Raw genomic sequence first — 25,230 nt, 5'->3', positions numbered from 1 at the left:
CCGAGTGCTCCCGCGAGGCTACTGAACGAGGACGGCGCGCTGGCAAGCGACGCCGTGTACCCGAACGTCGACCTCGCCGATCTTTATCCCCAGCGCCAGCAGGAGATTATAGACCAGCGAGTCCAGCGGTGCGGCGACGGCGGACAGCGTCTTTCCGAGCAATGCGGTGATCGTTCCCCCCAGGCCGAGGTTGAGTGGGCCGAGTTCCACCGAGAGATCGAGCTCGCCGAGCAGCGAGGACACGGCGGTTTCGAGGAGATTGCCTGTAGAGACCGACTTCACAGTCAGGTTCTTGATGTCGTTGTGGCTGAAGGAGAGATCGGTCGCCTTGACGTTCGTCGCCGCGACATGGGCGCTGGCGTTGACCTTGATGCCGAGGGCATTCACCACCGTCGCCGATCCGTTGACGGGGGACGACACGAAGTTGGCCAGGTTGGCCGCAGGGACGTTCGCGATCCACAATTGGGCCACGCCTGGCTTGGCGCTAACGGTGACCTTGGCGTTGTCGGGCGTGCCGGAAGGGCAGGAGATACTGGTCAGCCTGGCGTCGGCATAGGCCAGCTCGACATAGATCGGCAGCCGGATGGTGACGCCCGCCAGGAGACCCTCGCCGCCAACCTTCGCCTCGATCAGCAGCCGCGTCTGCGCGGTGTGGACGATCTCGCCGCGTTCGCCGATGGTCATGAAGGGCGTCTTCTGTTCGGGTTCGCCGATCGCGAGATGGACGCCCACGCTCGCGAGCCCCGGCACGTTGACGCCGAGCGAGACGGCGACCTGATGCTCGCCATTGGCAAGCGCCGCCGAGGCGGTCAGCATCTGCATCGCGTCGAACATGGCCGTCATGCCGCTGGGCTTGGTCCCAACGCGTACGGCGCCGAGCGTGCCGACCTCGATGATGCTTCTCAGCGGGATGGTGAGCTTCGCCGACGGGTTGCCGTTCAGGATCTTCTTCAGAGCAGCGGATGCGGTCAGGTCCCCGGAGCCAGTGATGTCCGCCATGACCTCGATGATCTGGCCGACGGTGACCGTCGTATCCAGCACGTCGTCATATGTCGCGGCGGTCAGGTCGAGTTCGGTGGCGAGGCCGTCGAGGAAGCTGAGCACGTCGATACGCGCATCCACCAGGGCGCGGTAATCCATCACGCTGAGCGAGACGTTCGTGCCGAGCAGCGCGTTCAGAAGCCCGTTCAGCAGCCCGCCGTCCAGGCTCGCCAGGCGCGAGCCGATCGAGAATGTGGCGGCCGAGGAGGAATAGGCGATGCCGCTGGCCGACACCATCGGCTTGTCCATGAAGCTGCCGGCGAAGAACAGCGAGCCGCTTTTCTGCACGGTGACCTTGACGGCGTTCGCCGGCTCTCCATTCGGTGTGAAGCGTTCGCTCGGCGTGATCGACGGGTCGGCGGTGTATCGACCGATGCTGAATTCATATGCGGCGCGGCGACCGTCGCCGACGAGCCAGGTCGGTATATTCTGGTTCTTGTCGCGTTGGGTCGCCTACGACATGCCGTTGTCCTTCAGGGCCTGTTCGACAAGCGTGGCCGCGTCAGCCGGCGCGCGCGCCGCCTGGATGGCCGCGATATCGGTGATGCTCTGCAGGCGACGCTTTTCCAAATAGAGCGCTGCCTCGTCGACGCTGAAGGCCGCCACGACGAGCGCCACCGAAAAGAATGCGGCGGCCATGATCGCGATGTTACCGCTCCTGTCCTTTCTAAACCCGGCGTGGGCCTTGTCGAGACGGGCGGAGAAAACTCCTAGAAGCCGCATGTTCAGAGCCCCCCGATGCGGATCGTCGCGGTCCTGCTGATCGTCTGTCCGGGCAAGGGCAGCGGTGGATAGAGGTTCCAGATCGGCAGGCTGCGCGCGTCGTAGGAGATCGAGACATTCGATTGCGACGGGTCGGTCGCATTGGCCGAAACGTCTGCGATAACCGCCTCGGTTCGAAGGAAGAGATAGTCGGCGGAGTTTTCCTGGATGTATTGCGCGACGAGTTGCTTGCGCTCCGCCTCGCTTATTCCGGCCAGTGCGACACGCGCGGCATCCGCCGAAAGTTGCTGAACGGAATGGGCCGCGCCGAAATAGATGCCGTAGGCAGTCATTCCGAGCATGAATGCGATGAAGATGGGCGCGATCATCGCGAATTCGACCGCCGTGGTTCCGTCCTCCGCCTCGGCCAGATCTCGCCTCATGATGTCGCCTTCCCCGTGAGCAGACCCAAGCTATGGCTATCGAGGCTATGATCCGGCTGTTAATCGATGGTTTATTTAGTAGTTGATTTTGCTTGATTATCTGAATTGTTGAACCGATCTCATTATATAAATCTTCGTATGCGAATTGATATGAAGTATTGAATATCGATGCGTACAAATGATATGGAGATAATCCTATATGTATGCATGCTAATGAGTGCGCCTTCCTTTTTATGTATGTGCGCAAACGTTCTTCAAGGGGCTCTGATCGGGTTTTTAGTGTGCATGCAAATTAACATGGAGTGACAGGGATCGCGCGGGCGATATCGGATCGCTGCGAATGCGACACCCCGAAAGCCCCATTCGACATGAAAGTAGATGCGCGCGCGTGCTCAGGTGATCCGCGTGGGTAATCTCGCCGCCGGTCAAAGCGCCTTGATCGAACACCCTGATCGTTCCTGTGATCCGGAACCGCGCTGGTCGTGTCTTTCCAGCGATCGGCGCGCAAGGCGAGTTCATTCAAGGGCGCAACAACGACGCGCCGAAAAATTCGGAAGTTTTTTTTGCAGAGGCGCATCGCTCTTCGGCCTCGCAGGAGCAGTTTACCGATCCGCGGCCGCCCGCATCGCTTCCTGTAGATCGTCGGACCGGTGCGATTGAGGTCTCAGGGCACAAGGCCTACGGTGAGATCTGAAGCCGAGACCTGGAGCAAGAATGGCAAGCCAACCGTTGAACGATCCGGCCGAAATCCCGCGCGAGCTCGATCGCTGGAACTGGGGCGCATTCTTCCTCAACTGGATCTGGGGCATCGGCAACAGCACCTTGATCGCGCTCCTGGCGCTGATCCCGGGTATCAACTTCATCATGATGATCATGCTGGGTTTGCGCGGCAGCCGCTGGGCGTGGCGCAATCGCTATTGGCGCGATGCGGACCATTTTCGAAAGACGCAGCGCAAGTGGGCGATCGCCGGACTGGCGATCTGGATCGTTGTGATCGGCGGGATGGCCGGGCTGTTCGCCAGCATCGTTCCGATGATGAAGCGCAGCGAGGCCTATCAGATGAGCATGGAACTCATCCGCGCGGATGAGCAGGTCAGGCAAGCGCTTGGCGACGACATCACGGCCGGCTTCTGGGTATGGGGCAACATCTCGGTCTCTGCGGGAGGAACCGGCAGGGCCGAGCTGTCTATTCCGCTCTCGGGCTCGAAGGCTGCCGGCAATGCCTATGTGCAGGCGGCTCGGACAGGGGGCGCGTGGGAGGTGCTGCTGCTGATTGTACGAGCGGAGGGCAAGGACGTTCCGATCGTGCTGCGCAACACGAAGAACATCCAGATCCCGAATGCGCCCATCGACCTTTGAAGGCCAGCATCGCTGCGCCCAAAACGCCAAAGCCGCGCCTCCGGTCTTCCGGAAGGGCGCGACTCAAGCCTAGGAACGCAGGAAACGCTACGCCTGAAACTTTCGGGCTCCGGTACGCGAGACCTGATCCGGAGCCGGGCGGTCTTTGATGTCCGCCTCGGGATCAAGTTCTAACGGGATATCGTTACCGCCCGGTTATCAGGCGCTTAGCAAAGGATGAATCGCGAACTTTTCTCGCGTCCTGTGGCGAAAATCTTCGTTAATTTCCGTATACTTACATTAATGACGTCGAAAGGTTCGTTCACTCACCGCGCAGGAAGCGGATAATTCCCGAGAAATCCGCGTCGCCGCCGCCCTGCGCCGCATAGAGCGCGTAAAGCTGGGCCGCTTCCGCGCCCAGAGGCGTTACGGCGCCGGACGAGGACGCGGCCTCCTGGGCGAGCTTGAGATCCTTGAGCATCAGCGCGGCCGCGAAGCCCGGCTTGTAGTCGCGGTTCGCAGGCGAGGTCGGAACAGGACCCGGGACCGGGCAATAGGTGGTGAGCGACCAGCATTGTCCGGACGACGTGGAGGCGACGTCGTAAAGAGCCTGATGCGACAAGCCGAGCTTTTCAGCGAGTACGAAGGCCTCGCCGACACCGATCATGGAAATGCCGAGGATCATGTTGTTGCAGATCTTGGCCGCCTGTCCGGCGCCCGCATCGCCGCAGTGGACGATCTTGCCCGCCATCGGCTTGAGGATCGGCTCGGCCATGGTGAAAGCGTCTTTCGAGCCCCCGGCCATGAAGGTCAGCGTGCCGGCCGTCGCACCACCTGTGCCGCCGGAAACCGGCGCGTCGATCGAAAGAAGGCCGTACTTGCCGGCGATCGCATGCGCCTTTCGCGCGGAATTGACGTCGATGGTCGAGGAATCGATGAAAAGCGCGCCGGATTTGGCCTTGGGCGCGATGTCCTCGTAGACGGAGAGGACGTGCTTGCCCGCCGGCAGCATGGTGATCACCACGTCGGCATCCTTCACCGCCGCCGGCGCGTTCGCCATCACGGTCACGCCGTTCTTCGTCGCCGCCTCAAGATTGGCGGGCACGAGGTCGAAACCGAACACGGTGTGGCCGGCCTTGACAAGATTGGCGGCCATGGGATTGCCCATGTTGCCGAGACCGATGAAGGCGATGGTGGTCATTGGTTTCCTCCGGAAATAGGGGGGTAGGGGAATAGGGTAGTGAGGCAGTAAGTCGGAGACTAGGAAGGGGAACGCGGCAGGGCTGCGACCGCGCTTCCCCTGGTGCCTTCGCCCTATTCGCTTACTCCCTACCGCCCGATCAAATGCCTCGCGACGATGACGCGCATGATTTCGTTGGTGCCTTCGAGAATCTGGTGGACGCGGAGATCGCGGACGAGCTTCTCGACGCCGTAGTCGTGCAGGTAACCGTAGCCGCCGAAGACCTGGAGCGCATCGTTGGCGATCTTGAAGCCGGTGTCGGTGACGAAGCGCTTGGCCATCGCCGACCATTTGCCGGCGTCGTGCGACTTGGCGTCCAGCTTCGAGGCGGCCGCGTAGAGGAAGATGCGCGAGGCCTGCAGCTCGGTCTCCATGTCGGCGAGCTTGAACTGCATGGACTGAAAGCGATCGATGGCCTGGCCGAAGGCCTGTCGTTCCGAGGCGTATTGCAGCGCCTTGTCGAGCGCGGACTGGGCGCCGCCCAGCGAGCAGGCGGCGATGTTGAGCCGGCCGCCGTCGAGACCTGCCATGGCGATGCGGAAGCCCATGCCCTCGGCCGAGAGGCGGTTCTCCGCCGGCACCTTGCAATCCTCGAAGATCACTTGCCGGGTCGGCTGCATGTGCCAGCCCATCTTGGATTCCAGAGCGCCGAACTTGAGCCCCGGCGCGTCCTTCGGGATCACGAAGGTCGACACGCCCTTCGGACCGTCCTCACCGGTGCGCGCCATTACGACGTAGACGTCGTTGTCGCCGGCGCCGGAGATGAACTGCTTGGTGCCGTTGAGGGTGTAGTCCGCGCCGTTGCCGGGACCGCGCACCGCGCGCGTCTTCAACGCCGCTGCGTCGGAGCCCGCCGAGGGTTCCGTCAGCGCATAGCTCGCCAGCCATTCCATCGACGTGATTTTCGGCAGGAAGCGCTGCCGCTGATCGTCGTCGCCGAAGACGTCGATCATCCAGGCTGCCATGTTGTGGATCGAGATGAAGGCGGAGAAGGCCGGGCACGCCCGCGCCAGCGCCTCGAAGATCAACACCGCGTCCATGCGGCCGAGGCCCGAGCCGCCGACGTCGTCGCGGACATAGATGCCGCCTAGGCCGAGCGCTCCGGTCTCGCGGACCACGTCGGAGGGGAAATAGCGCTTCTTGTCCCACTCCAGCGCATTCGGGGCCACGCGATCCCCGGCGAAGGCCGCCGCCATCTCCTGGATCGCACGTTGGTCTGCGTTGAGCTCGAACTGGCCCGAGGCCTGATCGACCGTCGCATCCATCTACGCCTCCCTGGCATCTTGTCTTGTTGGCGCGACAGTCTAGACCAATGAAAGGGTCGCGCAACCGGCTCGCTCGCACTCGATCTGGTGCAACCGGTGTGCATCAATTGCTGTTCCGAAGGGGTGGGAATGGGAAAAATCGCACAGGACCTTCTGATTGAAACGCGCGCCTTCCTGGCCGGGAGCGGGCCCCTGATCGCCGATTTCATCGCGCCCTGGGCGCTGGAGCTTCCCGAGCGGACACTGGAGGAGGCATCCCTGCCGTGCCTTGACCATCTCGATGCCTGTGCGGCGAGCGCCGAGGGAGGTTCGGGCGAGGAACTGGCGCGCCTGCTCGCGGAGAGGGGCCAGCGGCTCCGCTGGGGTCAGACCTACACGGCGAGCGACTTCGGCCAGGATTTCCTCGACAATTACGGCTGGCTGGAGCTGGTGGGCACGCGCGGCCACTTCGTCGACGACAACGTCGCCTGCGGCTTCCTGCTGCTCGGACCCGGCGTGCACTACCCGGATCATCATCACGAGGCGGAGGAGATCTATATTCCCCTGACCGGCGGCGCGTTGTGGCGAAAGGGCGATGGCGAATTCGCGGCGCGGGCGGCGGGTGAGATTATCCATCATCCCTCCCATGTGAACCACGCCATGAGGACCGGCGACGATCCGCTGCTTGCGCTCTATCTGTGGCGCGGCGGGCCGCTCGCCGCGCGCTCGATCGTCACCGGCAGGGCCGGCTGATGGCGAAGGCCATCATGCTTCAGGGCACTGGATCGGACGTCGGCAAGACGGTGCTGGTGGCGGGCCTCTGCCGCGCGGCGATGCGGCGCGGCATTCGAGTGGCGCCGTTCAAGCCGCAGAACATGTCGAACAATGCGGCGGTTGCTGCGCATCCCGACGGCGGTTCCGGCGAGATCGGCCGGGCGCAGTGGCTGCAGGCACTGGCCTGCGGCATCCGGCCGACCGTGGACATGAACCCGGTGCTGCTGAAGCCGCAGTCCGACATCGGCGCCCAGGTGGTGGTGCATGGCAGGGTTGCAGGAGAGGCCGGCGCGCGGGATTACCAGAACCTGAAGGGCCGGCTGCTCGGCGCAGTGATGGAGAGCTGGTCACGGCTTTCGGCAGGCGCCGACCTGATCGTCGTCGAAGGAGCAGGATCGCCGGCCGAGATCAACCTGCGCGACCGCGACATCGCCAATATGGGCTTCGCCACCAAGGCGGACGTTCCCGTGGTGCTCGTCGGCGACATCGACCGGGGAGGGGTGATCGCGGCGATCGCCGGCACGCACCTAGTCCTCCCGGAAGCGGACCGGGACATGATCGCAGGCTTCCTGATCAACAAGTTCCGCGGCGACCTTTCGCTTTTCGACGATGGACTGGCGGCGATCACCCGCTTCACCGGCTGGCGATCCTTTGGCGTCGTGCCGTGGCTGCGCGAGGCGGCTTTGCTGCCGTCTGAGGATTCCGTGGTACTCGACCGCCTGGCGCGTGGCGGCGACAAGGCCCTCAAGGTAGCGGTGCCGATGCTGCCGCGCATCGCGAATTTCGACGATCTCGATCCGCTGAAGGCGGAGCCGGAGGTCGAGGTGATCTTCGTGCCACCGGGATCGCGGCTGCCTTCGGATGCTTTGCTGGTGGTGATACCCGGCTCGAAGGCGACGATCGCCGACCTTGCAAGCTTCCGCGCGCTGGGCTGGGCGGATGATCTCGCCGCTCACGTCGCCCGCGGCGGGTACGTCGTCGGCCTCTGCGGCGGCTATCAGATGCTAGGGACCAGCGTTGCGGACCCGCATCGCATCGAAGGCGGAGGAGGGCGGGTGGACGGTCTTCGTCTGCTCGACATCGAGACGGTGCTGGAGTCGGAGAAGACCGTCGGTGAGGCGGACGGGTTCTCGCTCGCGTTCGACGCTGCCGTTCATGGCTACGAGATTCATCTGGGCCGCACCGGCGGGGCCGATTGCGCGCGGCCGCTGGTCGAGATCGGCGGCAGGCCGGATGGAGCCATATCGGGCAACGGGCGCATCATGGGAACCTATCTGCATGGCCTGTTCGGCTCGACCGCGTTCCGCCGGGCCTTTCTGGCGCGACTGGGCGTGGAGGGCGGGGCGTTCGATCATCGTCGCAAGGTCGAGGAGGCGCTTGACGCGATAGCAGAACATCTGGAGCGATCGATCGACGTGGATGGCCTGCTCGCTGTTGCGCGGTAGCAATTCAGCGGTGCTCTTCGTACCACGCCACGATCGCCGGCATGTTGTGCTCGAACGCACCCATGAAGACGTTGAGAAGTGCTGCCGGTTCGGTCGTCCGGTTCTCGAAATCGTGCACGGTTCCCGCAGGGATGCGGATGAACGAGCCGGCTGCGAGGTCGCGCCATGCATCTGCGACCATCACCGACATCGTGCCGGCGATCACGTAGAAAAGCTCGTCCTCCGTAGCGTGCAAATGTGGTCCGGGGCCTTTCCCGTGTAGCTTCACCCACCATTCGGAAACGCTGTAGCGCTCGCCCGTCTCTTCGCCGTCCGCTTTGAAGACGGCGCGCATGTCCGGCATCTCGTAGACGCGGCCTTCGGTGGGGCCGAGCACGATCGGGCCGCCGCTCACGCGGCATCTCCGTCCGCCTTCGGCCAGTAGGTGCCGAGCGACCAGACGACGCCTTCGGGGTCGGCGCAGATGAATTCGCGGCTGCCGTAGTCGCGATCGGTAGGTTCCTGGAGGATCGTTGCGCCGGCGGCTTTGGCGCGCTCGCAGGCGGCGTCGCAATCGTCGACGGCGATGTAGACCGACTTGCCGCCATTGTCGCCGGGCGCGCCGACCATGCGGCCATATTCGTCGTCGCGAACGCTGCCCAGCATGATCATGGACGAGCCGAAGGAGAGTTGCGCATGACCCACCTTCTCGCCGTCCATGAACTTCGCGTTGACGGAAAAGCCGAAGGCCTCGACCAGCCAGTCGATCATCCGGGCTGCGTCGCGGTAGCGGAAAGTGGGGAAGAGGCGAGGGGCTTCGATCGTCATGTCGGTTCTCCTGTCGGTCAGCCAAAAGGAGACTAGTGAGGCGGGTTCCACCGGTCTTGAAGATTTGTAACCCTCAGGCGGCTGCCTTCCATGCCGTCGGTGTCGAGCCGGACATTTCCTGGAATTCGCGCGTGAGATGCGCCTGGTCGGCATAGCCGCATGCGGCTGCGATATCGGCCCAGTCCTCGCCGGCGCGCGCCAGTTGTTGGGCGCGCTTGAAGCGCATGATACGCGCGAGCGTCTTCGGCGGTACGCCTATTGCCGCGCGGAAGCGTTCGGCGAGATGCTTGCGCGACAGGTCGAGCCGCGCTGCGAGCCGCGATATGCGCACATCGCCGTTGCGACGGAGCAGCAGTTCGTAGGCTGCCTCGGAAACAGGGTCGTGCGCGGCGGAGCGGAGCAGCCGGCCGGTGACGAAGCTCTCGATGAGATCGAGCCTGCGCACGGGGTCGGCCAGATCTGCAAGGCGTTGGCGCAGCTCGCGCATGTCACTCTGTGCGAGGTCATCGAGCGCGACCATCCGGGCCGCCAGTTCGCTCATCGGCAGGCCGAAGAAGCGCCAGGCACCGAGCGGCGTGAAGTTGACCTGGATACAGTCTGAAAGGCCCGTCGAGTGGATCACCACCTGCCCGGGAAAGAGCCCGGAGGCGAAACTGCCGTAGGTGTCGTCCGAGCCTGGGTCGCGGCCGAGCCCGATCGCGAACGGCGTGCCGAAGCTGATAACCAGCGGAACGACCAGGGATGCGGTTTCGACCTGCCTGAACAGGCCCGGAACCGTCTCGCGGTAGTGAATGAATTCGTGGACGCAGGACGATATGCCAAGGGCTGCGGGACGCCGCAGCATCTCGAACCCGTCGGGTGGAACGGGCGGGCCAGGCACGTAAGTGGCATGCATGTCCATCGGTCGATCATCGCCGCATTCCGATGGCGAATCCAGCCGCGATTTGCGCGCCCCGCCTGCCGGGGCGCGTCATGGATCAAGGGTGGTCAGGCCCCTTTGAACAGACAGCCGGCCGCGAGGACGACATAGGCGAGAGTCATCACCCAGAATGCCGCAATCGGAATGAAGGTGATGACGCTGACGGACATCAACACCGCGATGATTGCGATGATCAGCGCGATGATGAAGACCACCATGGTGGGCGCGGACAAATTCATCTTCTTCTCCTCTCCTCGTGCGTGCGAGTCGCACGCAAGGGAAGCTTACGACTTTGGTCGTAGAAACCAAGTGCGTTCGGCCGGCGGCTCTGCGGCCTGTGGGGGCCGTTTCGATGCGCGCGGATTCAAGCTAGACTGGCCGGATCACGGAAACGGGGAATGCTCATGATCGCTGGCCTGATCGAGAAAGTGCGGGTGCTGTTCGAAGGTGACCCGGCGGTCAGGCGCGTCGCCGACGATCCCGTGCTGACGGCCGAGCTGATGCTGCTCTTCAGAATGGTGCTCGCCGACGGCGAGGCGGCGGGGCCGGAACTCGAAGCGTTCAAGCGCATCTGCCGTGACGGCTTCGGCATCGGCGAGGAGAGCCTGAAGGAGGTGCTGAAATACCTCCAGGACTTCGGCTATGAGAACACGACGGCGCGTTCGCTCGGCGCGTTCGGCGAGTTGCCGCTGGCGCGCCGTATCACGCTCGCCCGCCACATGACGGAGATCGCGAAGGCGGACGAGAAACTGTCGGCGCAGGAAATCGATCTGCTCAAGCGCACCGTTTCGCTGCTCCATATCGATCCGCGCGAATTGGTACGGCCAGAATAGCTCGTTCCACGATGCTGTGCCTGCCTATTCGCCGGGGACTGACGATGTCCACGGCGTGAGGGCGGCAAAGTCCGGCTGATATAGGCGGTAGGCCGTCGCGCGCGTCGTCTCGTCATAGCGGGCATCAGAAGGTCTCGACGGGTTTGAGCGGGGGAATGGCGTCAGGCGTTCGACGAGCTCTTCCTGGACCCCGAGTTTTCTCAGCAAGGGCGGAAGGTCGGTGGACAGCCTGTCGACATCGATCAGCCGATCGTAGGAGAGGAGATCGTAGAACATGATGTCCGTCTGCCGCATGAAATGAATGTCGAAGTCCGTCCCGCTCTTTTCGAGCCCGCGGACGAACCTGTCGAATCCGATTCTGCGGAGTATCGCGTTCCGCTGCGTGGTCCGAGGATCGCGGCCCAGAACAAAGGCAGCCCTCTTGAACAGGCCCGCATACAGATAGGTCCTGCGGTCGAAGTACTTCGCATATCGGCGCACGTCGTAATTGTACATCGACACCAGGCGATCATAGGGATTCCGGATGACGGATATCCATGTGTAGTCGTCGAATTGGTGCCTGAATCTTCTGACGTATTTCACCGGAACGTAGAGCGTTTCGATGTCACGGCCGGATTTCCGGCCCGGCGTATAGCGGGCCGCGTGATCCGTATCGATCCGATACTCCGAATCCTCGATGCCGTGGATGATGTGCAGGACGCGGTCCATCGTCGTGGTGCCGCATTTAGGGACAGGAACATAGACGAACCCGTATCTGTGCGAGACGACGGCTCTCAAATCATGTGCCCGACCGCCGCTCTTGCCTGGATGCTGGGTGCTGGTCATCTAGAGTCACTTCAAAAAACAGGCCGTGCCGCAGGAATGCGAGAGCCCGCTGCATGTTCAGACATTCTGGATGCGGCTGAGGACGGTCGCAGAACCAACCGCACGACCTCGACGCTCTCAGCGCGCTGGTTCGCCCAACGTGCTTATGGGAGGTGTCCAAACTTCGGCCGAAATGTTTCCAAACATCTCTGGAGGGGTAACGTTTTGTTTTCGCGGGTAACGATGCCCGGTCAGGGCCTTCGCGCACGGCATTGCCCGGCGCAGGGACCGACGCCGATACGCTCAGCCGATCCGAGATGGATCGACGAGGCGGCGGAGTTCAGCCCTGTTCCTGCAGGCGGCGCGCGATGGCGCGATGGAGATCGGGGGCCGCGTCGACCAGCGCCTTGGCGGCGTCCGATTTCGGATGGTCGAGTATCTCGCCTGTGCGACCTTCCTCGACCATCCTGCCGTCATGCATCACCATCACTTCGTCGGTGATCGCACGCGCCACCGTGAGGTCGTGGGTGATGAAGAGGTAGGCGACGCCCAGCCGCTGGTTGAGGTCGGCGAAGAGGTCGAGCACCTGCGCGCGGATCGACACGTCGAGCGCGGAGACTGGTTCGTCGGCGACGATCAGCTTCGGACGGGTGATGATGGCGCGCGCGATCGAGATGCGCTGGCGCTGACCGCCCGAGAACTCGTGCGGATACTTGTCCATGTCGGCCGGCTTTAGCCCAACCTCATGCAGCGCGTTCGCGACCAGCTCGCGCCTTTCCTGCGGCGACGGCTTGTGGTCGAGGAGGTGAAGCGGCTCTGAGACGAGCCGCTCGACCTTGTGGCGCGGATTGAACGAACCATAGGGATCCTGGAACACGACCTGCATGTTGCGGCGGAACGGGCGCAGCTTAGCCTCGTCCTTGCCGACGAGGCTCTCGCCCATGAAGCGAATGTCGCCCGATGTCGGGTGGTCGAGCGCGAGGATCATGCGGGCGAGGGTGGACTTGCCGCAGCCGGAGCGGCCGACCAGCGCAATCGACTGGCCGGGTTTCATCGAGAACGAGACGCCACCGACTGCCCGGAAGGGTTCCCCCTTCTTCAGCAGCGAGATGCGTCGACCCGGATAGTCGCGGACGACCTGGCTGACCTCCAGCAGGTTGTCGGCGGTCGCGCTTGCAGCGTGCTTGTTCGGCCGCTCGGGCACGTGCATCGAGGCCTGGGCAAGTTGGCGTGTATAGGGGTGAACCTGTTCCGAAAGCGTCTGTGCGGTCTCGCCGTCCTCCATCACCTCGCCATGGCGCATGATGGTGACCCGATCGGACATGTCGGCCACGACGGCGAGGTCGTGGCTGATCAGCAGCAGTCCCATCTTCTGCTCGTCGACGAGATCCTTGAGCAGTTCGAGGATCTGCTTCTGCAGCACGACATCGAGCGCGGTGGTGGGCTCGTCGGCGATGAGCAGCTTTGGCTTCAGAGCGCAGGCGATCGCGATGACGACGCGCTGGCGCTGTCCGCCGGACAGTTCGTGCGGGTAGCGGGAGAGGGGGAATTTCGCCTCAGGCAGGCCGACGCGGTCGAGGATTTGGCGCGCGCGCGCCTCTGCGTCGGCGCGATTGGCGCCGGTGTGCCAGCGAATGCCTTCCGCCACCTGCTCGCCGATTGTCTTGACCGGGTTGAGCGCCGTCATGGGCTCCTGGAACACCATGCCGATATCGTCGCCGCGCAGCCGGCACATCGCGTTCTCGGTCGAGGAGAGGATGTCGATGCCGTCAAAGATGAGGCGGCCCGATGCCTTCGCGGCCTGGGGCAGGAGCTGCATGATCGCCAGGGCGGTCATCGATTTGCCGGACCCCGACTCGCCGACGAGGCCCATGACCTCGCCCTTGTCGATGGCGAGGTCGATGCCCTTGAGGATCGGCGTGCCGCCGATGTCGAGCTTCAGCTTTTCGATCTCGAGCAGGCTCACCGTTCGCGCCTCAGCTTCGGGTCGAGGACGTCGCGCAGACCGTCGCCGAGCAGATTGAGGCCGAGCACGGTGATGACGATCGCCATGCCGGGAAAGAGTGCGAGGTAAGGCGCCACCATCATGCGCGTCTGGGCGTCGAACAGCATGCGGCCCCAGGTGGGCATTGGCGGCTGCGCGCCGAGGCCGAGATAGGACAGACCTGCTTCGGCGAGGATGCCGAGCGCGAACTGGATCGTGCCCTGCACCAGGAGCATCGAGACGATGTTGGGCAGGATGTGCTCGATGGTGATCAGCGTCTTGCCCTTGCCGGAGGCACGGGCGGCGAGGATGAATTCGCGCGGCCACAGCGCCAATGCGCCGGCGCGGGCGACGCGGGCGAAGACCGGGATGTTGAAGATGCCGATGGCGATGATCGCGTTGACCGCGCCGGGACCGAAGATCGCCGTGATCATCACAGCGGAGAGCAGGGCGGGGAAGGCGAAGACGAGGTCGTTGAAGCGCATCAGCGTCTCGTCGACCCAGCCCCCGCGCGCTGCGGCCCAGCAGCCCAGCGGAATACCCAGCGCCATGCCGATGCCGACCGCGACGAAGGCGACGGCGATCGAGTTCCGGGCGCCGACCATGATCATCGACAGGATGTCGCGGCCGAAATGGTCGGTGCCGAACAGGAATTCGGACGAAGGCGGCTTCATCCGATTGGCGACGACGAGATCGGTGACGTCGTATGGGGTCCAGAAGAAGGAGACCAGCGCCATGGCCGCGATCAGCGCGGTGATGACCAGGCCGATGACGAAGGAGCGGTTGCGGAACGCGAGGCGGAGGATGCTCTCCTCCTCCGGCGCAGTGATCGGTTCGGCGCTCACGTCCGCACCCTCAGCCGCGGGTCGACGAGCGCATAGGCGAGATCCACAAGAAGATTGACGACGACCACCGTGGCCACGAGCAGCATGACGACGCCCTCGACCACGATCAGATCGCGCTGCGTGATCGCCTGGAAGATCAGGCGGCCGAGGCCGGGCAGGTAGAACACGTTCTCAATGATGATCGTGCCGGCGAGCAGGAAAGCGAACTGCAGGCCGAGGATGGTGAGCACCGGGATCATCGCGTTGCGCAGCGCATGCCGCCACAGCACCGTGCGGCGCGGCATTCCCTTGGCGCGGGCGGTGCGGATGTAGTCCTCGCCCAGCACTTCGAGCAGGGCAGAGCGGGTGACGCGCGCCAGGATCGCCGCCTGCGGCAGCGCAAGCGCCACGGCCGGCAGGATCAGCGACTTGATGCCGGGCCAGATGCCGCCCGCCCAGCCCGGAAACCCTCCGGCCGGCACGAGGCGCAGCCAGACGGCAAAGACATAGATCAGCAGCAGCGCGAACCAGAAGTTCGGGATCGCGACGCCGACCTGGGCGGTGCCCATCGCGATGGAATCGGCGAGCCTGCCGCGGCGGGCGGCGGAGAACAGGCCGACCGGAATGGCGATCACCGTCGACAGCGCGAGCGATATCAGCGCCAGCGGCAGAGAGACGGCGAGGCGCTCGCCGATCAGATCGATCACAGGAGAGGAATAAGTATAGGAGCGGCCGAAATCGCCGACCGCCAGCCCGCCGACCCAGTCGAGATAGCGGACGATCAGGGGATCATGCAGGCCCATCTGCTGTCTGAGCGTTTCAAGGGCTTCCGGCGCGGCGTTCATGCCGAGCATCAGCAGTGCGGGATCACCCGGCAGAACCTCCATGACGCCGAAAACGACCATGGACGCCACGAGGAGCGTCGCAAGGCCGATCAGCAGGCGTTTGAGAAGGAAGGCGGTCATGGGGAATGCCAAGCTTTCCCTTCTCCCCGTTCACGGAGAGAAAGTGGCCCGAAGGGCCGGATGAAGGGCGACGCGGACATATGAACGATGGCGCTGCCCCTCATCTGCCTGTCGGCATCTTCTCCCCGTGAGCGGGGAGAAGACATCCCGTCAATCCACCCACTTGACCTTGGTCAGGTCGAATGCCGGTGTGGGGGTGTTCTCCCACATGCCCTCGATCTTGGCGTCCCAAACACCGACCTTGGGCAACTGGAACAGGAAGCCGTTCACCGCGTCGTCAGCCAGAATCTTCTGTGCCTGGCCGTAAAGTTCGTTGCGTTTCGCCTCATCGGAGGTGACGTCCAGGTCGGCCATCACCTTGTCGAAGGCAGGATTGTCGTACTGGAAATAGTAGTCCTTGCGGGCATAGATGCCGATGTCGTTGGGCTCGACATGGCTGACGATCGACAGGTCATAATCCTTGTCGGTGAAGACCTGCTTCAGCCAGTCCGCCCACTCGACGGGAATGATCTCCAGCTCGATGCCGATCTGCTTCAGTTCGGAGGCGATAATCTGGCCGCCGTCGCGGGCATAGGCCGGGGGCGGCAGCTTGATGGTGGCCTTGAAGCCGTTCTCGAGCCCGGCTTCCTTCAGCAGTTCCTTCGCTTTCGCCACGTCGTGCGGATAGGTGCCGGTCAGGTCGACATAGGCGGCGTTGCCCGGCGAGAAGTGCGAGCCGATCGGGGTGCCGAGGCCGGACGAGGCGCCCTTGATGATCTCGTCGCGGTCCAGTGCATAGGAGATCGCCTGGCGAACCTGCAGCTTGTCGAACGGCGCCTTCTTGTTGTTGATGGCAAGGATCGTCTCGCCCTCCGTCGAGCCGATCACCACCTTGAAGCGGGGATCGGATTCGATCTGCGGCAGGGCGTCGCCGAGCTGCGCGTTTGCAAAGGCCTGCACGTCGCCGGAAAGCAGCGCCGGGACGGCCGCGGCGGCGTCGGGGATTATGCGGAACTCCGCCTTGTCCAGATAGACCGGCTCACCCCAGTAGTCGGGATTCTTCTCGATCGTGATCGAGGAGCCCTTGGCCCAGTTGACGAACTTGAACGGACCGGTGCCGATCGGCTTGTCCTTGTTGGTCTCGGCGCTCTCCGGCGCCACGATCACCGCGTCGCCCCAGCCCATATTGTAGAGGAACGCGCCCTGCGGCTGCTTGAGCGTGATCTTGACCGTCGCCGGATCAACGACCTCGACTGTATCGATCTGCGCGAACAGCGCCTTCTGCGCGTTGGTGGAATTCTCCGCGCGAGCGCGGTCGAGCGAGAACTTCACGTCCTCGGCGTCGAACGTGGTGCCGTCGTGGAACTTCACGCCGGTGTGGAGCTTGAACGTGTACACCTTGCCGTCGTCGCTGATCGTCCAGCTCTCGGCCAAATCCGGAAGCACCTCGCCCTTCGAGCCGATGCGCGTCAGCCCCTCGAAGATGTTGGCATAGCCGACCTCGTCGATCGCGGCGGCCGCGCCCGCGGTCGGGTCGAGATGCGGCGGCTCCAGCGGCAGGCCCACGACGATATCCGTCCGGGCGGCGAAGGCCGCCGTCGACGATGCGAGTGCGATCGCGGCAGCTGCGAGAATGGAAGACCAGGATTTCATGGAAGCAAGCTCCGGAATGGTGTGACGCGGGATTGAAGCCCGAAAAACGCCGCGAGTAAATCGGCTTTGTGCCAAGCCGCCGATCCGGAACGGAATTTTTTGCCGTCGCAACGGGTTGCGGCGGCGATTTATTGCAGTTTCGCAGGGCCGCTACCGTGCGGGCGCAAGCCTGCTGTGGCGGTCAGCGTCTCACCACGATCTTCATGTTGCGCAGCCCTTCGCGCTGCGCCATCGAGAACAGCACTGCCGCGTTGGCTGGGTGCAGCCGAATGCAGCCCGAGGATGCCGGGCGGCCGAGGCGGCTCACCTGGTTGGTGCCGTGGACCGCGTAATTGCCGGAATAGAAGATCGAATAGGGCATCGGCGCGTTGTTGTAGCGGCTCGAGCGGTGGTTCCTCGACAGCCACTTGGCCGACCAGCTTCCCGTCGGCGTCACCTTGCCCTTGCGTGCGGTGGACACCGGCCAGCGATACTTCACCACCCCACCATGCGTGACCGTCATCGTCTGCGAGGACAGATTGACCGTCGCCACCACCTTGGCCGCGGCCGCGGCCGATGGCTGGAAAGCGGCGACCATGGCCGCGAGCGAAAGACTTGCTATGAGCTTGCCCAACATATCGAAACCCCTGTTACGCCCCAAGGCAAACTAATTGCGGCAATAATCACGTGCAACCGATCCTCGCACAAAAGCACGAAGATTTCATTTCATGGTTTATGGGGAAGAACTTGGTCTCGCTTCGCGGAACCTAGGCGCGTGGCTCGCCATGCAGCAGGATATCCAGCCCGTACGCCATGACCTTCGCGCTTTCGACCATGTCGTCGATGCCGACCCATTCGTCCGGTCGGTGGGCAAGGTCGAGGATGCCGGGGCCGTAGGCGACGCAGTCGTGCAGCTTGCCGATCCGGGCGATGTGCTTCTGGTCGTAGGTGCCGGGCGAGATGACATATTGCGGATCGCGGCCGAAGACTCGGCGGATCCCGCTGGCGATCGCCCGCGGCACCGGCGCGTCTTCCTCGGTCATCCCCGGATGCACGATCATCAGGTCGCGCATGCGATAATCGAATCTCGGGCGCTCCCATTTCAGGCGGTCCAGGATCGACGTCACCTCGGTTTTCACCTCTTCGAGGCTCTCTTCCAGCAGGAAACGGCGGTCGATGACGATCTTGCAGGAATCGGGAACGTTGGGCGACGGCAAGCCGGGGAAATAGTCGTCGGTCTGGCCGCCATGGATCGAATTGATGTTCATGGTGGAGCGCCGCGCTCCTTCAGGCACCACGGGCATGCGCGTCTGCTTGCGGTCGAGCGCAGGGAAGAGTTCGTCCTCGAACGCGCCGAGCACGGCGCCCATGTGGCGAACAGCACTGTCGCCGAGGAACGGCATCGAGCCGTGCGCGATCTGGCCCTTGGTCTCGATCTCCGCCCACCAGACTCCGCGATGTCCGAGGCAGATGCGATCCTTGTTCAGCGGCTCCGGGATGATGACGTGGTGCACGCGGGGAGGCGAGAAATATCCTTTCTCGGCAAGATAGGCGACGCCGCCGAAACCGCCTGATTCTTCGTCCACCGATCCCGAAATCTCGATAGCGCCGGCGAAGTCCGGGTTCATGTCTATATAGGCTTCGGCCGCGATGATCGACGCGGCGAGCCCGCCCTTCATGTCGCAGGCGCCGCGGCCATAGACACGGCCGTCCTTGATCACGCCGCCGAACGGGTCGAGCGTCCAGCCTTCGCCTGCCTCCACCACATCGATGTGCGAGTTGAAATGCACGGTCTTGCCGGGGGTGCGTCCATCGAAACGCGCGATGACGTTGGTGCGCGGGTAGCGGTCGTTGTCGCCGGGCGTGCCGACTCCGCGGACATATTCGACCGTGAAGCCGCGCTTGCGCAGGCGTTCGCCGATATATTCGGCGCAGGGCGTGTACGCCTCTCCGGGTGGGTTGATCGTCGGGAAGCGGATCAGGTCGGCCGTCAGCGCCGCAAGCTCGTCCGCGCGGGAATCGATGGTGTCGAAGGTCTTTTCGTTCATGACGCGATTTGAGCGGGATGGCGAACGCGGCGCAAGCGGTGCGTTTCGTTTCAGGCGCGAAATGCGATTGGACCAGAACCGCGAAAAACCTGACCGCGCGGTGCGTTCACCTGTTTGTGTGCGCTTGTTCATACACTCTTCAGTCGCGGACGACTAGAAATCCTGGAGTGGGCATTCGGATGGGGGATTTCATGATGATGAGAACGACCATATTCGGCGCTTTCCTGGCAGCTGCCGTGACAATCGGTCTGCCGGCGGTCGCTCAGGCGGCGACGCTTGTTGCCAATGTCGATGTCGCAACGCAGACCATGACGGTCAGGAAGCACGGCAAGCTGATCTACACCTGGAAGGTGTCGACCGCGCGCGGCGGCTACGTGACGCCTGCCGGGCAGTGGAGGCCTTACCGCATGCACCGCATGTGGCATTCGCGCAAATACGACATGGCGCCGATGCCGTTCGCGGTGTTCTACCACGGCGGCTATGCGGTGCACGGTACAACGGCCGTGAGCCGACTCGGCACGCCCGCCTCGCATGGCTGCGTCCGGCTGGCCACAGCGAACGCTGAGACGTTCTACTCGCTGGTGCGCGAGATCGGGCCCGGCAACACCCGCATCATCGTTTCGAAATAGGATCTTCGGAGCGAACGCGACGATTTGCCGTCCGGACGGCTTTGCCGCGACTGCGGCTCGACTATAAGAGTCGGCCGTGGGAGCAATGCCTGATGAGTCCTGAACCACGCCTTGCGCTCTCCAAGCCCGTCTCCGACGAGGTGCGCAAGACGACCTGCTACATGTGTGCCTGCCGGTGTGGCATCGACGTCCACATCAAGGACGGCAAGGTGCGCTACATCGAGGGCAATCGAGACCATCCGGTGAACAAGGGCGTGCTCTGCGCCAAGGGTTCGGCCGGCATCATGCAGCACTACGCCCCGGCGCGCCTCTCCTCGCCGCTGCTCCGGACCGGGCCGCGTGGCTCGGGCGAGTTCAAGCCGATCTCCTGGGACGAGGCGCTGTCGCTCGCCGTCGACTGGATGGGCGAGGTGAGGGCGCGCGACCCGAAGAAATTCGCCTTCTTCACCGGCCGCGACCAATCGCAATCGCTGACCGGTTTCTTCGCGCAGCAGTTCGGCACGCCCAACTACGCCGCGCACGGCGGCTTCTGCTCGGTCAACATGGCGGCCGCCGGTATCATGACGCTCGGCGGCGGGTTCTGGGAGTTCGGCTCGCCCGACTGGGAGCGGACCAAGCTGTTCGTCATGTTCGGCGTGGCGGAAGACCACGATTCCAATCCGATCAAGATCGGCCTGTCGAAGCTCAAGTCGCGCGGGGCGCGCTTCGTCTCAGTGAACCCGGTGCGCACCGGCTATTCCTCAGTGGCAGACAGCTGGATCGGCATCCGGCCGGGCACTGACGGTCTCTTGGTCATGTCGGTGATCCACGAACTGCTAAAGGCGCGCAGGATCGATGTCGATTTCCTCGTGCGCTACACCAACGCGCCATGGCTGGTCGTCGATGCGCCGGGAACGGCGGACCACGGGTTGTTCGCTCGCGACGGCGAGGGCAAGCCGCTCGTGTGGGAAAGCGTGACGGAGCGGGTGGTCGCTGCCGGTACCAAGGGAGCCCGGGTGGCCTTGTCGGGTCGGTTCGAGCTCGAGGACGGTCGCGTTGCGGTGCCGTCGTTCCAATTGCTTGCCGAAAGGTATCTCGACCAGCGCTACGCGCCCGAGAACGTGGCGGGCGAGACGGGCGTTTCGGCGGACGTGATCAGGGGGCTGGCCTCGGAGATCGCACACGTCGCCTTCGAGGAGGCGATCGAGATTGCGCAGCCCTGGACCGACATGAACGGCGAGCGGCATCCGTCCTTCATCGGCCGGCCGGTGTCCTTCCACGCCATGCGCGGGATCTCGGCGCACTCGAACGGTTTCCAGACCGCGCGGGCGATCCACGTGCTGCAGGCGCTGATCGGTGCGGTCGACTGTCCTGGCGCCTTCCGCTTCGAGCCGCCCTATCCCAAGCCGGTCGAGGCGCATCCGACGCCACACGGAAGAGCGGAACATTTCGGCTCCAACAAGCCGCTGTCCGGCCCGCATCTCGGCTTCCCGCGAGGCCCCGAAGACCTGCTTATCGGCCCGGACGGCGATCCGGCCCGCATCGACAAGGCCTTTTCCTGGGACGCGCCGATCTCCGCTCACGGGCTGATGCATATGGTGATCGCCAATGCGCATGCCGGCGACCCGTACAAGATCGATCTCCTGTTCCTCTACATGGCCAACATGGCCTGGAACTCGTCCATGAACACGGCTGGCGTCATCAAGATGCTGGAGGACAGAGACGAGGCGACCGGCGAATACGTCATTCCCAGGATCATCTACAGCGACGCCTATGCGTCGGAGATGGTCGCCTATGCCGATCTCGTCCTGCCGGACACGACCTATCTCGAACGGCACGACTGCATTTCGCTGCTCGACCGGCCGATCTCTGAGCCTGACGCGGTTAACGACGCGATCCGCTGGCCAGTGGTGGAGCCCGATCGCGACGTGCGCGGCTTCCAGTCGGTGCTGATCGACCTTGCCGGCCGGCTGAAGCTGCCGGGGTTTGTCGACCATCGCGGCGTGCCGCTCTACAAGGATTTTGCCGACTACATCGTCCGGCACGAGCGCCGGCCGGGCATTGGGCCGCTGGCGGGATTTCGCGGGGCAGGCGGCGACCGCGTGGGGCGAGGAGCCTCGAACCCGGACCAACTGAAGCGCTACATCGAGAACGGCGCGTTCTTTTCGGCCCACATCCCGCTGGAGGCGCAGTTCTACAAGCACGCCAACCGCGCCTATCAGGATTTCGCGGTGAAGATGGGGTTCTTCGACACGCCGCAGCCTGTCACCTTCCAGCTCTACAGCGAGATCTGCCAGAAGTTCCGGCTCTCGGCGCAGGGCCTGCGCGAGCCGTTCGCGCCCGAGACGCATCGTGAGCGGCTGGACATGGCGTTCGACCCGCTGCCCGCCTGGTACCGGCCGCTGGAAGAGGCGGGTGTCGACCGCGAGGCTTATCCCTACCATGCGATCACGCAGCGGCCGATGTCGATGTATCATTCGTGGGGATCGATGAACGCCTGGCTGCGCCAGATCCACACGCGCAACGTGATGTATGTGCCTGGCGCGATCTGCGACGAGGTCGGGCTCGCCACGGGCGACTGGGCCTGGATCATCTCGCATCACGGGCGGATCAAGGTGGAGATCGCACGCTCGGACGCAGTCAACCGCGACACCATGTGGACCTGGAACGCGATCGGCAAGCGCAAGGGCGCGTGGGGGCTGGCGAAGGATGCGCCCGAAAGCAATCGCGGCTTCCTGCTCAACCATTTGATACACGAGCTTCTGCCTCCCAAGGGCGACGGCATGCGCTGGTCGAATTCGGATCCGGTGACCGGCCAGGCTGCCTGGTACGATCTCAGGGTCAGGATCGAGAAGGCGGAACCGGATCAAGTGTCGAGGCCGGCCTTCGCGTCTGTCGGACGAGCCGGTGCGGCCAACGACAGCCCGGCCGAACTGCGCTACGGACAGGAGTGGGATTGATGACTTCGCTCCCCGCGCTGCCGACGCCGAAGAAGCTCGGGCTCGTGATCGACCTCGACGTGTGCGTGGGCTGCCATGCCTGCGTGATCTCCTGCAAGGAATGGAACACCGGCGGCTACGGCGCTGCGCTGTCAGACCAGGAGCCTTACGGATCCGCGGTCTCCGGCACATTCCTGAACCGGATCCATACCTTCGAGGTCGTGCCGGAGGGGGGCGAGATCGTCGGAGAGGCGGGCGATGCGCGTATCGTCCATTTCCCAAAGAGCTGCCTGCACTGCGAGGACGCGCCCTGCGTCACGGTCTGCCCGACGGGCGCCTCCTACAAGCGCTCCGCCGACGGGATCGTGCTGGTCGACGAGGACAAGTGCATCGGCTGCGGTCTCTGTGCCTGGGCCTGCCCCTACGGCGCGCGCGAGATGGACCTGGCTGCCGGCGTGATGAAGAAATGCACCCTGTGCGTCGACCGCATCTACAATGAGACGCTGCAGGAGATCGACCGCGTGCCGTCCTGCGTGCGGACCTGTCCGGCAAATGCCCGGCACTACGGCGATTTCGCCGATCCGCAGTCCAATGTCTCGATCATGGTCTCAGAACGCGGCGGCACCGACCTAATGCCAGAGCAGGGCACGCGGCCCGTGAACAAATATCTGCCGCCCAGACCGCGAAAATCGCTCGCAAGCGCGATCCCGCTTGCCGAGAACACCGATGGCGCGCGGGGTTTCTTCGCCTGGCTCGACGGCATGCTGGACCGCATCTGAACATGCATCCCGCGCCGTCGATCATTCTCTTCACCACATTGTCAGGGCTGGGCTATGGCCTCGCGGCCATGCTCGGCCTCGGGCTGCTCGATCCGTCGGCTACCGCGACGAAGGCCGCGCATATCGTGGCGCTGCTGCTGATCGCGGGCGGGCTGTCCTCGTCGACGCTCCATCTCGGCAATCCGCAGCGCGCCTGGCGCGCCTTCTCGCAATGGCGGTCGAGCTGGCTGTCTCGCGAGGGCGTGATGGCGGTGCTGACCTTCATCCCGCTCGCCGTCAACGCGATCGCCTCGCTCTGGAGCGGGCGCTACTTGCTTCTGCCAGGCATTCTCGGAGCGCTCCTGTGCGGCATCACTGTCTACTGCACGGCAATGATCTATGCCTCCCTGCGCTCGGTGCAGGCCTGGAACACGGCATGGACGCCCACCTGCTACCTCGCCTTCGCACTGGCCGGCGGGCTTACGCTGGCGGGCTTGTTCTCCACATTCGGGGGAGGCGAGGCAGCCTGGCTAACTCTCCTCGCCGTTGCCGCACTGGTCGGAGCGTGGGGCGTAAAGCTGCGCTGGTGGTCGCGCCTGGGCGCACTTGAGCAACTGTCCACGCCGGAAACGGCGACGGGCCTCGGTCCGATCGGCAAGGTGCGCCTGCTTGAGCGCCCGCACATGAACGGCAACTACCTGACCAACGAGATGGGATTCCGGGTGGCGCGCAAGCATGCGGCCAAGCTGCGCCGGGTCGCGCTGATCGTCGGCGGCGCGGTGCCGGCGGTGCTTCTGTTGCTCACGGCGATTGCAGGCACGCCGCCGGGGGTCGCCGCGATCCTTTCGGCCATCGCGGCGCTGGCCTTCTTCGCGGGAACGCTGACCGAACGCTGGCTGTTCTTCGCAGAGGCCCGGCACGCCGTGATGAACTATTACGGAAGCTGATCGGCCGGCGACGTCGAGCCCGTCAGCCCCACCGGCGGTGGAACCACATCCACTGCCCCGGATATTCCCGCACCCAGCCTTCGACGATGTCGTTGATCATCTGGCATAAGGCGTCGGCGTCTATCTGCCCGCGGGCGTCGCGCGGCGGCTCGATCTTGTCGCACAGTTCGAGACGGTAGCGGTTGTCCGGCAGGCGTATGCAGCGGACTGGATAGATCTCGGCATCGTACTGCCGTGCGAGCCGCGGCACGAGCGGGCTCGTCTCGCAGCTGCGGCCGAAGAAGGTCGTCGGGATGCCCTTGCTGAACTTCTGATCGACGAGCGCGCCGACGTTGCCCTTGTTGTGGAGAATGCGCGCAAGCACATACGCCGCGCCCGCCTTCGAACGAACCATGCGGTTGCCGGAGATCTTGCGCCTCTGGCTGATCTCCTGGGCGATGAACGGGTTGTTGGGGGCGCGAAAGAGCGACGCGACCGTCATGCCCAGCGACGAGGCCGCGATCGGGAACATCTCGAAGTTCCCGGTATGTGCGGTGAAGAAGATGCGCGGTCTGCGTCGCTTGCGCATCTCCGTGAAAACCTCGCCGCCCTTGAATTCGACACGGCCGGGCGTCTGCTGTTCCGCGTCGAAGTCGTAGAGCTTGTCGAGGAAGACATATTCGACCCCAAGCCGGGCCATGTTGCCCCACATGTCGAGCGCGATTTCCCGGCATTCGGCCTCGCTCTTCTCCGGATAGGCCCGACGAAGATTGTCCATCGCAATGCGGTGGCGGCTGGTCCAGGGCCCGACGCGGCGCGCGAGGCGGTCTGACACGTTAAGCGCTCTGTCGGCCGGTAGTTTCTGTAGCAGTGCGAATGTCGTGAATACGATCTTGGCGACCAACCAGTGGTTGGCGCGGCGAGTACGAAAGGCAAGCGAGCGGGCGATGCGGCCGGGCAGGGCGGAGAGCTTCATG

General features: G+C 64.1%; 25 protein-coding genes. 8 read left to right on the top strand and 17 right to left on the bottom strand.

Annotation, left to right across the window (positions count from 1 at the left end; genetic code table 11):
- Positions 1-18: 18 nt before the first annotated feature.
- From B9Z03_RS19700 to B9Z03_RS19690, 3 genes are read right to left on the bottom strand one after another with little or no spacing between them, the layout of a single operon-like run.
- A complete protein-coding gene (locus tag B9Z03_RS19700) occupies positions 19-1,467 on the bottom strand; it encodes a TadG family pilus assembly protein (protein ID WP_085465757.1) in 1,449 nt (482 codons plus the stop codon).
- A gap of 27 nt (positions 1,468-1,494) precedes the next feature.
- Entirely contained in the window at positions 1,495-1,764 is a 270-nt protein-coding gene (locus tag B9Z03_RS19695) for a pilus assembly protein TadG-related protein (protein WP_139832336.1), read from the bottom strand.
- Between the two features lie 2 nt (positions 1,765-1,766).
- Positions 1,767-2,186 carry a TadE/TadG family type IV pilus assembly protein gene (locus tag B9Z03_RS19690; RefSeq protein WP_085465755.1) on the bottom strand — a complete coding sequence of 140 codons (420 nt, stop codon included), beginning with the start codon at positions 2,184-2,186 and terminating at the stop codon, positions 1,767-1,769.
- Positions 2,187-2,900: 714 nt separating this feature from the next.
- Here B9Z03_RS19690 and B9Z03_RS19685 point away from each other — a divergent pair.
- Positions 2,901-3,545 (top strand): cytochrome c oxidase assembly factor Coa1 family protein, encoded by a 645-nt coding sequence (locus B9Z03_RS19685; RefSeq protein ID WP_085465754.1) that lies wholly within the window; start codon positions 2,901-2,903, stop codon positions 3,543-3,545.
- A 301-nt stretch (positions 3,546-3,846) separates the two neighbouring features.
- Here the strand turns inward: B9Z03_RS19685 and mmsB are convergent, their stop codons facing one another.
- Both mmsB and B9Z03_RS19675 read right to left on the bottom strand, forming a co-directional pair.
- Positions 3,847-4,725, bottom strand: a complete 879-nt coding sequence (gene mmsB, locus B9Z03_RS19680; RefSeq protein ID WP_085465753.1) for a 3-hydroxyisobutyrate dehydrogenase — start codon at positions 4,723-4,725, stop codon at positions 3,847-3,849.
- A 128-nt stretch (positions 4,726-4,853) separates the two neighbouring features.
- Positions 4,854-6,029 carry an acyl-CoA dehydrogenase family protein gene (locus B9Z03_RS19675; protein WP_085465752.1) on the bottom strand — a complete coding sequence of 392 codons (1,176 nt, stop codon included), beginning with the start codon at positions 6,027-6,029 and terminating at the stop codon, positions 4,854-4,856.
- Between the two features lie 129 nt (positions 6,030-6,158).
- Here B9Z03_RS19675 and B9Z03_RS19670 point away from each other — a divergent pair, with 129 nt between their 5' ends.
- Both B9Z03_RS19670 and B9Z03_RS19665 read left to right on the top strand, forming a co-directional pair.
- Positions 6,159-6,761: a dimethylsulfonioproprionate lyase family protein gene (locus tag B9Z03_RS19670; protein ID WP_085465751.1), complete on the top strand. Its 603-nt coding sequence runs from the start codon at positions 6,159-6,161 to the stop codon at positions 6,759-6,761.
- Complete coding sequence (locus tag B9Z03_RS19665; protein ID WP_085467773.1) at positions 6,761-8,227, top strand: cobyric acid synthase; 1,467 nt, start codon at positions 6,761-6,763, stop codon at positions 8,225-8,227. Before B9Z03_RS19670 ends, B9Z03_RS19665 begins: the two co-directional genes overlap by 1 nt.
- 4 nt (positions 8,228-8,231) lie before the next feature.
- On the opposite strand, the gene B9Z03_RS19660 is transcribed toward B9Z03_RS19665, so the two are convergent.
- The 4 genes from B9Z03_RS19660 to B9Z03_RS29890 form a co-directional block, all read right to left on the bottom strand.
- Positions 8,232-8,621: a cupin domain-containing protein gene (locus B9Z03_RS19660; protein WP_244561790.1), complete on the bottom strand. Its 390-nt coding sequence runs from the start codon at positions 8,619-8,621 to the stop codon at positions 8,232-8,234.
- A complete protein-coding gene (locus tag B9Z03_RS19655; protein ID WP_085465750.1) occupies positions 8,618-9,034 on the bottom strand; it encodes a VOC family protein in 417 nt (138 codons plus the stop codon). Before B9Z03_RS19655 ends, B9Z03_RS19660 begins: the two co-directional genes overlap by 4 nt.
- Before the next feature lie 73 nt (positions 9,035-9,107).
- The gene (locus B9Z03_RS19650) at positions 9,108-9,935 is read right to left on the bottom strand and encodes a helix-turn-helix domain-containing protein (protein WP_244561789.1); all 828 of its coding nucleotides are present in this window, start codon (positions 9,933-9,935) and stop codon (positions 9,108-9,110) included.
- 86 nt (positions 9,936-10,021) lie between these two features.
- On the bottom strand, positions 10,022-10,192 hold the full coding sequence (locus B9Z03_RS29890; RefSeq protein WP_176247562.1) for a hypothetical protein: 171 nt from the start codon (positions 10,190-10,192) through the stop codon (positions 10,022-10,024).
- A gap of 159 nt (positions 10,193-10,351) precedes the next feature.
- Here B9Z03_RS29890 and B9Z03_RS19645 point away from each other — a divergent pair, with 159 nt between their 5' ends.
- Complete coding sequence (locus B9Z03_RS19645; protein WP_348529045.1) at positions 10,352-10,786, top strand: TerB family tellurite resistance protein; 435 nt, start codon at positions 10,352-10,354, stop codon at positions 10,784-10,786.
- 24 nt (positions 10,787-10,810) lie between these two features.
- Here the strand turns inward: B9Z03_RS19645 and B9Z03_RS19640 are convergent, their stop codons facing one another.
- The 7 genes from B9Z03_RS19640 to B9Z03_RS19610 form a co-directional block, all read right to left on the bottom strand.
- The gene (locus B9Z03_RS19640) at positions 10,811-11,611 is read right to left on the bottom strand and encodes a sulfotransferase family 2 domain-containing protein (protein WP_085465749.1); all 801 of its coding nucleotides are present in this window, start codon (positions 11,609-11,611) and stop codon (positions 10,811-10,813) included.
- A gap of 319 nt (positions 11,612-11,930) precedes the next feature.
- Positions 11,931-13,556 carry an ABC transporter ATP-binding protein gene (locus tag B9Z03_RS19635; protein WP_085465748.1) on the bottom strand — a complete coding sequence of 542 codons (1,626 nt, stop codon included), beginning with the start codon at positions 13,554-13,556 and terminating at the stop codon, positions 11,931-11,933.
- Entirely contained in the window at positions 13,553-14,419 is an 867-nt protein-coding gene (locus B9Z03_RS19630) for an ABC transporter permease (protein ID WP_085465747.1), read from the bottom strand. Before B9Z03_RS19630 ends, B9Z03_RS19635 begins: the two co-directional genes overlap by 4 nt.
- Positions 14,416-15,363 carry an ABC transporter permease gene (locus tag B9Z03_RS19625; protein WP_085465746.1) on the bottom strand — a complete coding sequence of 316 codons (948 nt, stop codon included), beginning with the start codon at positions 15,361-15,363 and terminating at the stop codon, positions 14,416-14,418. The genes B9Z03_RS19630 and B9Z03_RS19625 overlap by 4 nt, the downstream gene beginning before the upstream one ends.
- A gap of 150 nt (positions 15,364-15,513) precedes the next feature.
- Entirely contained in the window at positions 15,514-16,995 is a 1,482-nt protein-coding gene (locus tag B9Z03_RS19620; protein ID WP_085465745.1) for an ABC transporter substrate-binding protein, read from the bottom strand.
- Between the two features lie 181 nt (positions 16,996-17,176).
- On the bottom strand, positions 17,177-17,611 hold the full coding sequence (locus B9Z03_RS19615; RefSeq protein WP_085465744.1) for a L,D-transpeptidase: 435 nt from the start codon (positions 17,609-17,611) through the stop codon (positions 17,177-17,179).
- Positions 17,612-17,741: 130 nt separating this feature from the next.
- The gene (locus B9Z03_RS19610; RefSeq protein WP_085465743.1) at positions 17,742-19,022 is read right to left on the bottom strand and encodes an acetylornithine deacetylase/succinyl-diaminopimelate desuccinylase family protein; all 1,281 of its coding nucleotides are present in this window, start codon (positions 19,020-19,022) and stop codon (positions 17,742-17,744) included.
- A gap of 194 nt (positions 19,023-19,216) precedes the next feature.
- Here B9Z03_RS19610 and B9Z03_RS19605 point away from each other — a divergent pair, with 194 nt between their 5' ends.
- The 4 genes from B9Z03_RS19605 (at position 19,217) to B9Z03_RS19590 (ending at position 24,274) form a co-directional block, all read left to right on the top strand.
- The gene (locus B9Z03_RS19605; protein ID WP_139832494.1) at positions 19,217-19,651 is read left to right on the top strand and encodes a L,D-transpeptidase; all 435 of its coding nucleotides are present in this window, start codon (positions 19,217-19,219) and stop codon (positions 19,649-19,651) included.
- 92 nt (positions 19,652-19,743) lie between these two features.
- Positions 19,744-22,590: a molybdopterin oxidoreductase family protein gene (locus B9Z03_RS19600; protein WP_085465742.1), complete on the top strand. Its 2,847-nt coding sequence runs from the start codon at positions 19,744-19,746 to the stop codon at positions 22,588-22,590.
- Positions 22,590-23,348 (top strand): 4Fe-4S dicluster domain-containing protein, encoded by a 759-nt coding sequence (locus tag B9Z03_RS19595; protein WP_085465741.1) that lies wholly within the window; start codon positions 22,590-22,592, stop codon positions 23,346-23,348. The genes B9Z03_RS19600 and B9Z03_RS19595 overlap by 1 nt, the downstream gene beginning before the upstream one ends.
- 2 nt (positions 23,349-23,350) lie before the next feature.
- The gene (locus B9Z03_RS19590) at positions 23,351-24,274 is read left to right on the top strand and encodes a dimethyl sulfoxide reductase anchor subunit family protein (protein WP_085465740.1); all 924 of its coding nucleotides are present in this window, start codon (positions 23,351-23,353) and stop codon (positions 24,272-24,274) included.
- A 22-nt stretch (positions 24,275-24,296) separates the two neighbouring features.
- Here B9Z03_RS19590 and B9Z03_RS19585 read toward each other — a convergent pair whose 3' ends face one another.
- Positions 24,297-25,229, bottom strand: coding sequence for a lipid A biosynthesis lauroyl acyltransferase (locus B9Z03_RS19585; protein WP_085465739.1), 933 nt, complete (start codon positions 25,227-25,229; stop codon positions 24,297-24,299).
- Between the last annotated feature and the right edge of the window lies 1 nt (position 25,230).

This window comes from Mesorhizobium australicum (genome assembly GCF_900177325.1).
Lineage (GTDB): Bacteria > Pseudomonadota > Alphaproteobacteria > Rhizobiales > Rhizobiaceae > Mesorhizobium_A > Mesorhizobium_A australicum_A.
Note: the sequence above shows the minus strand (reverse complement) of the source record. Positions and strands in the feature narration are given on the sequence as shown.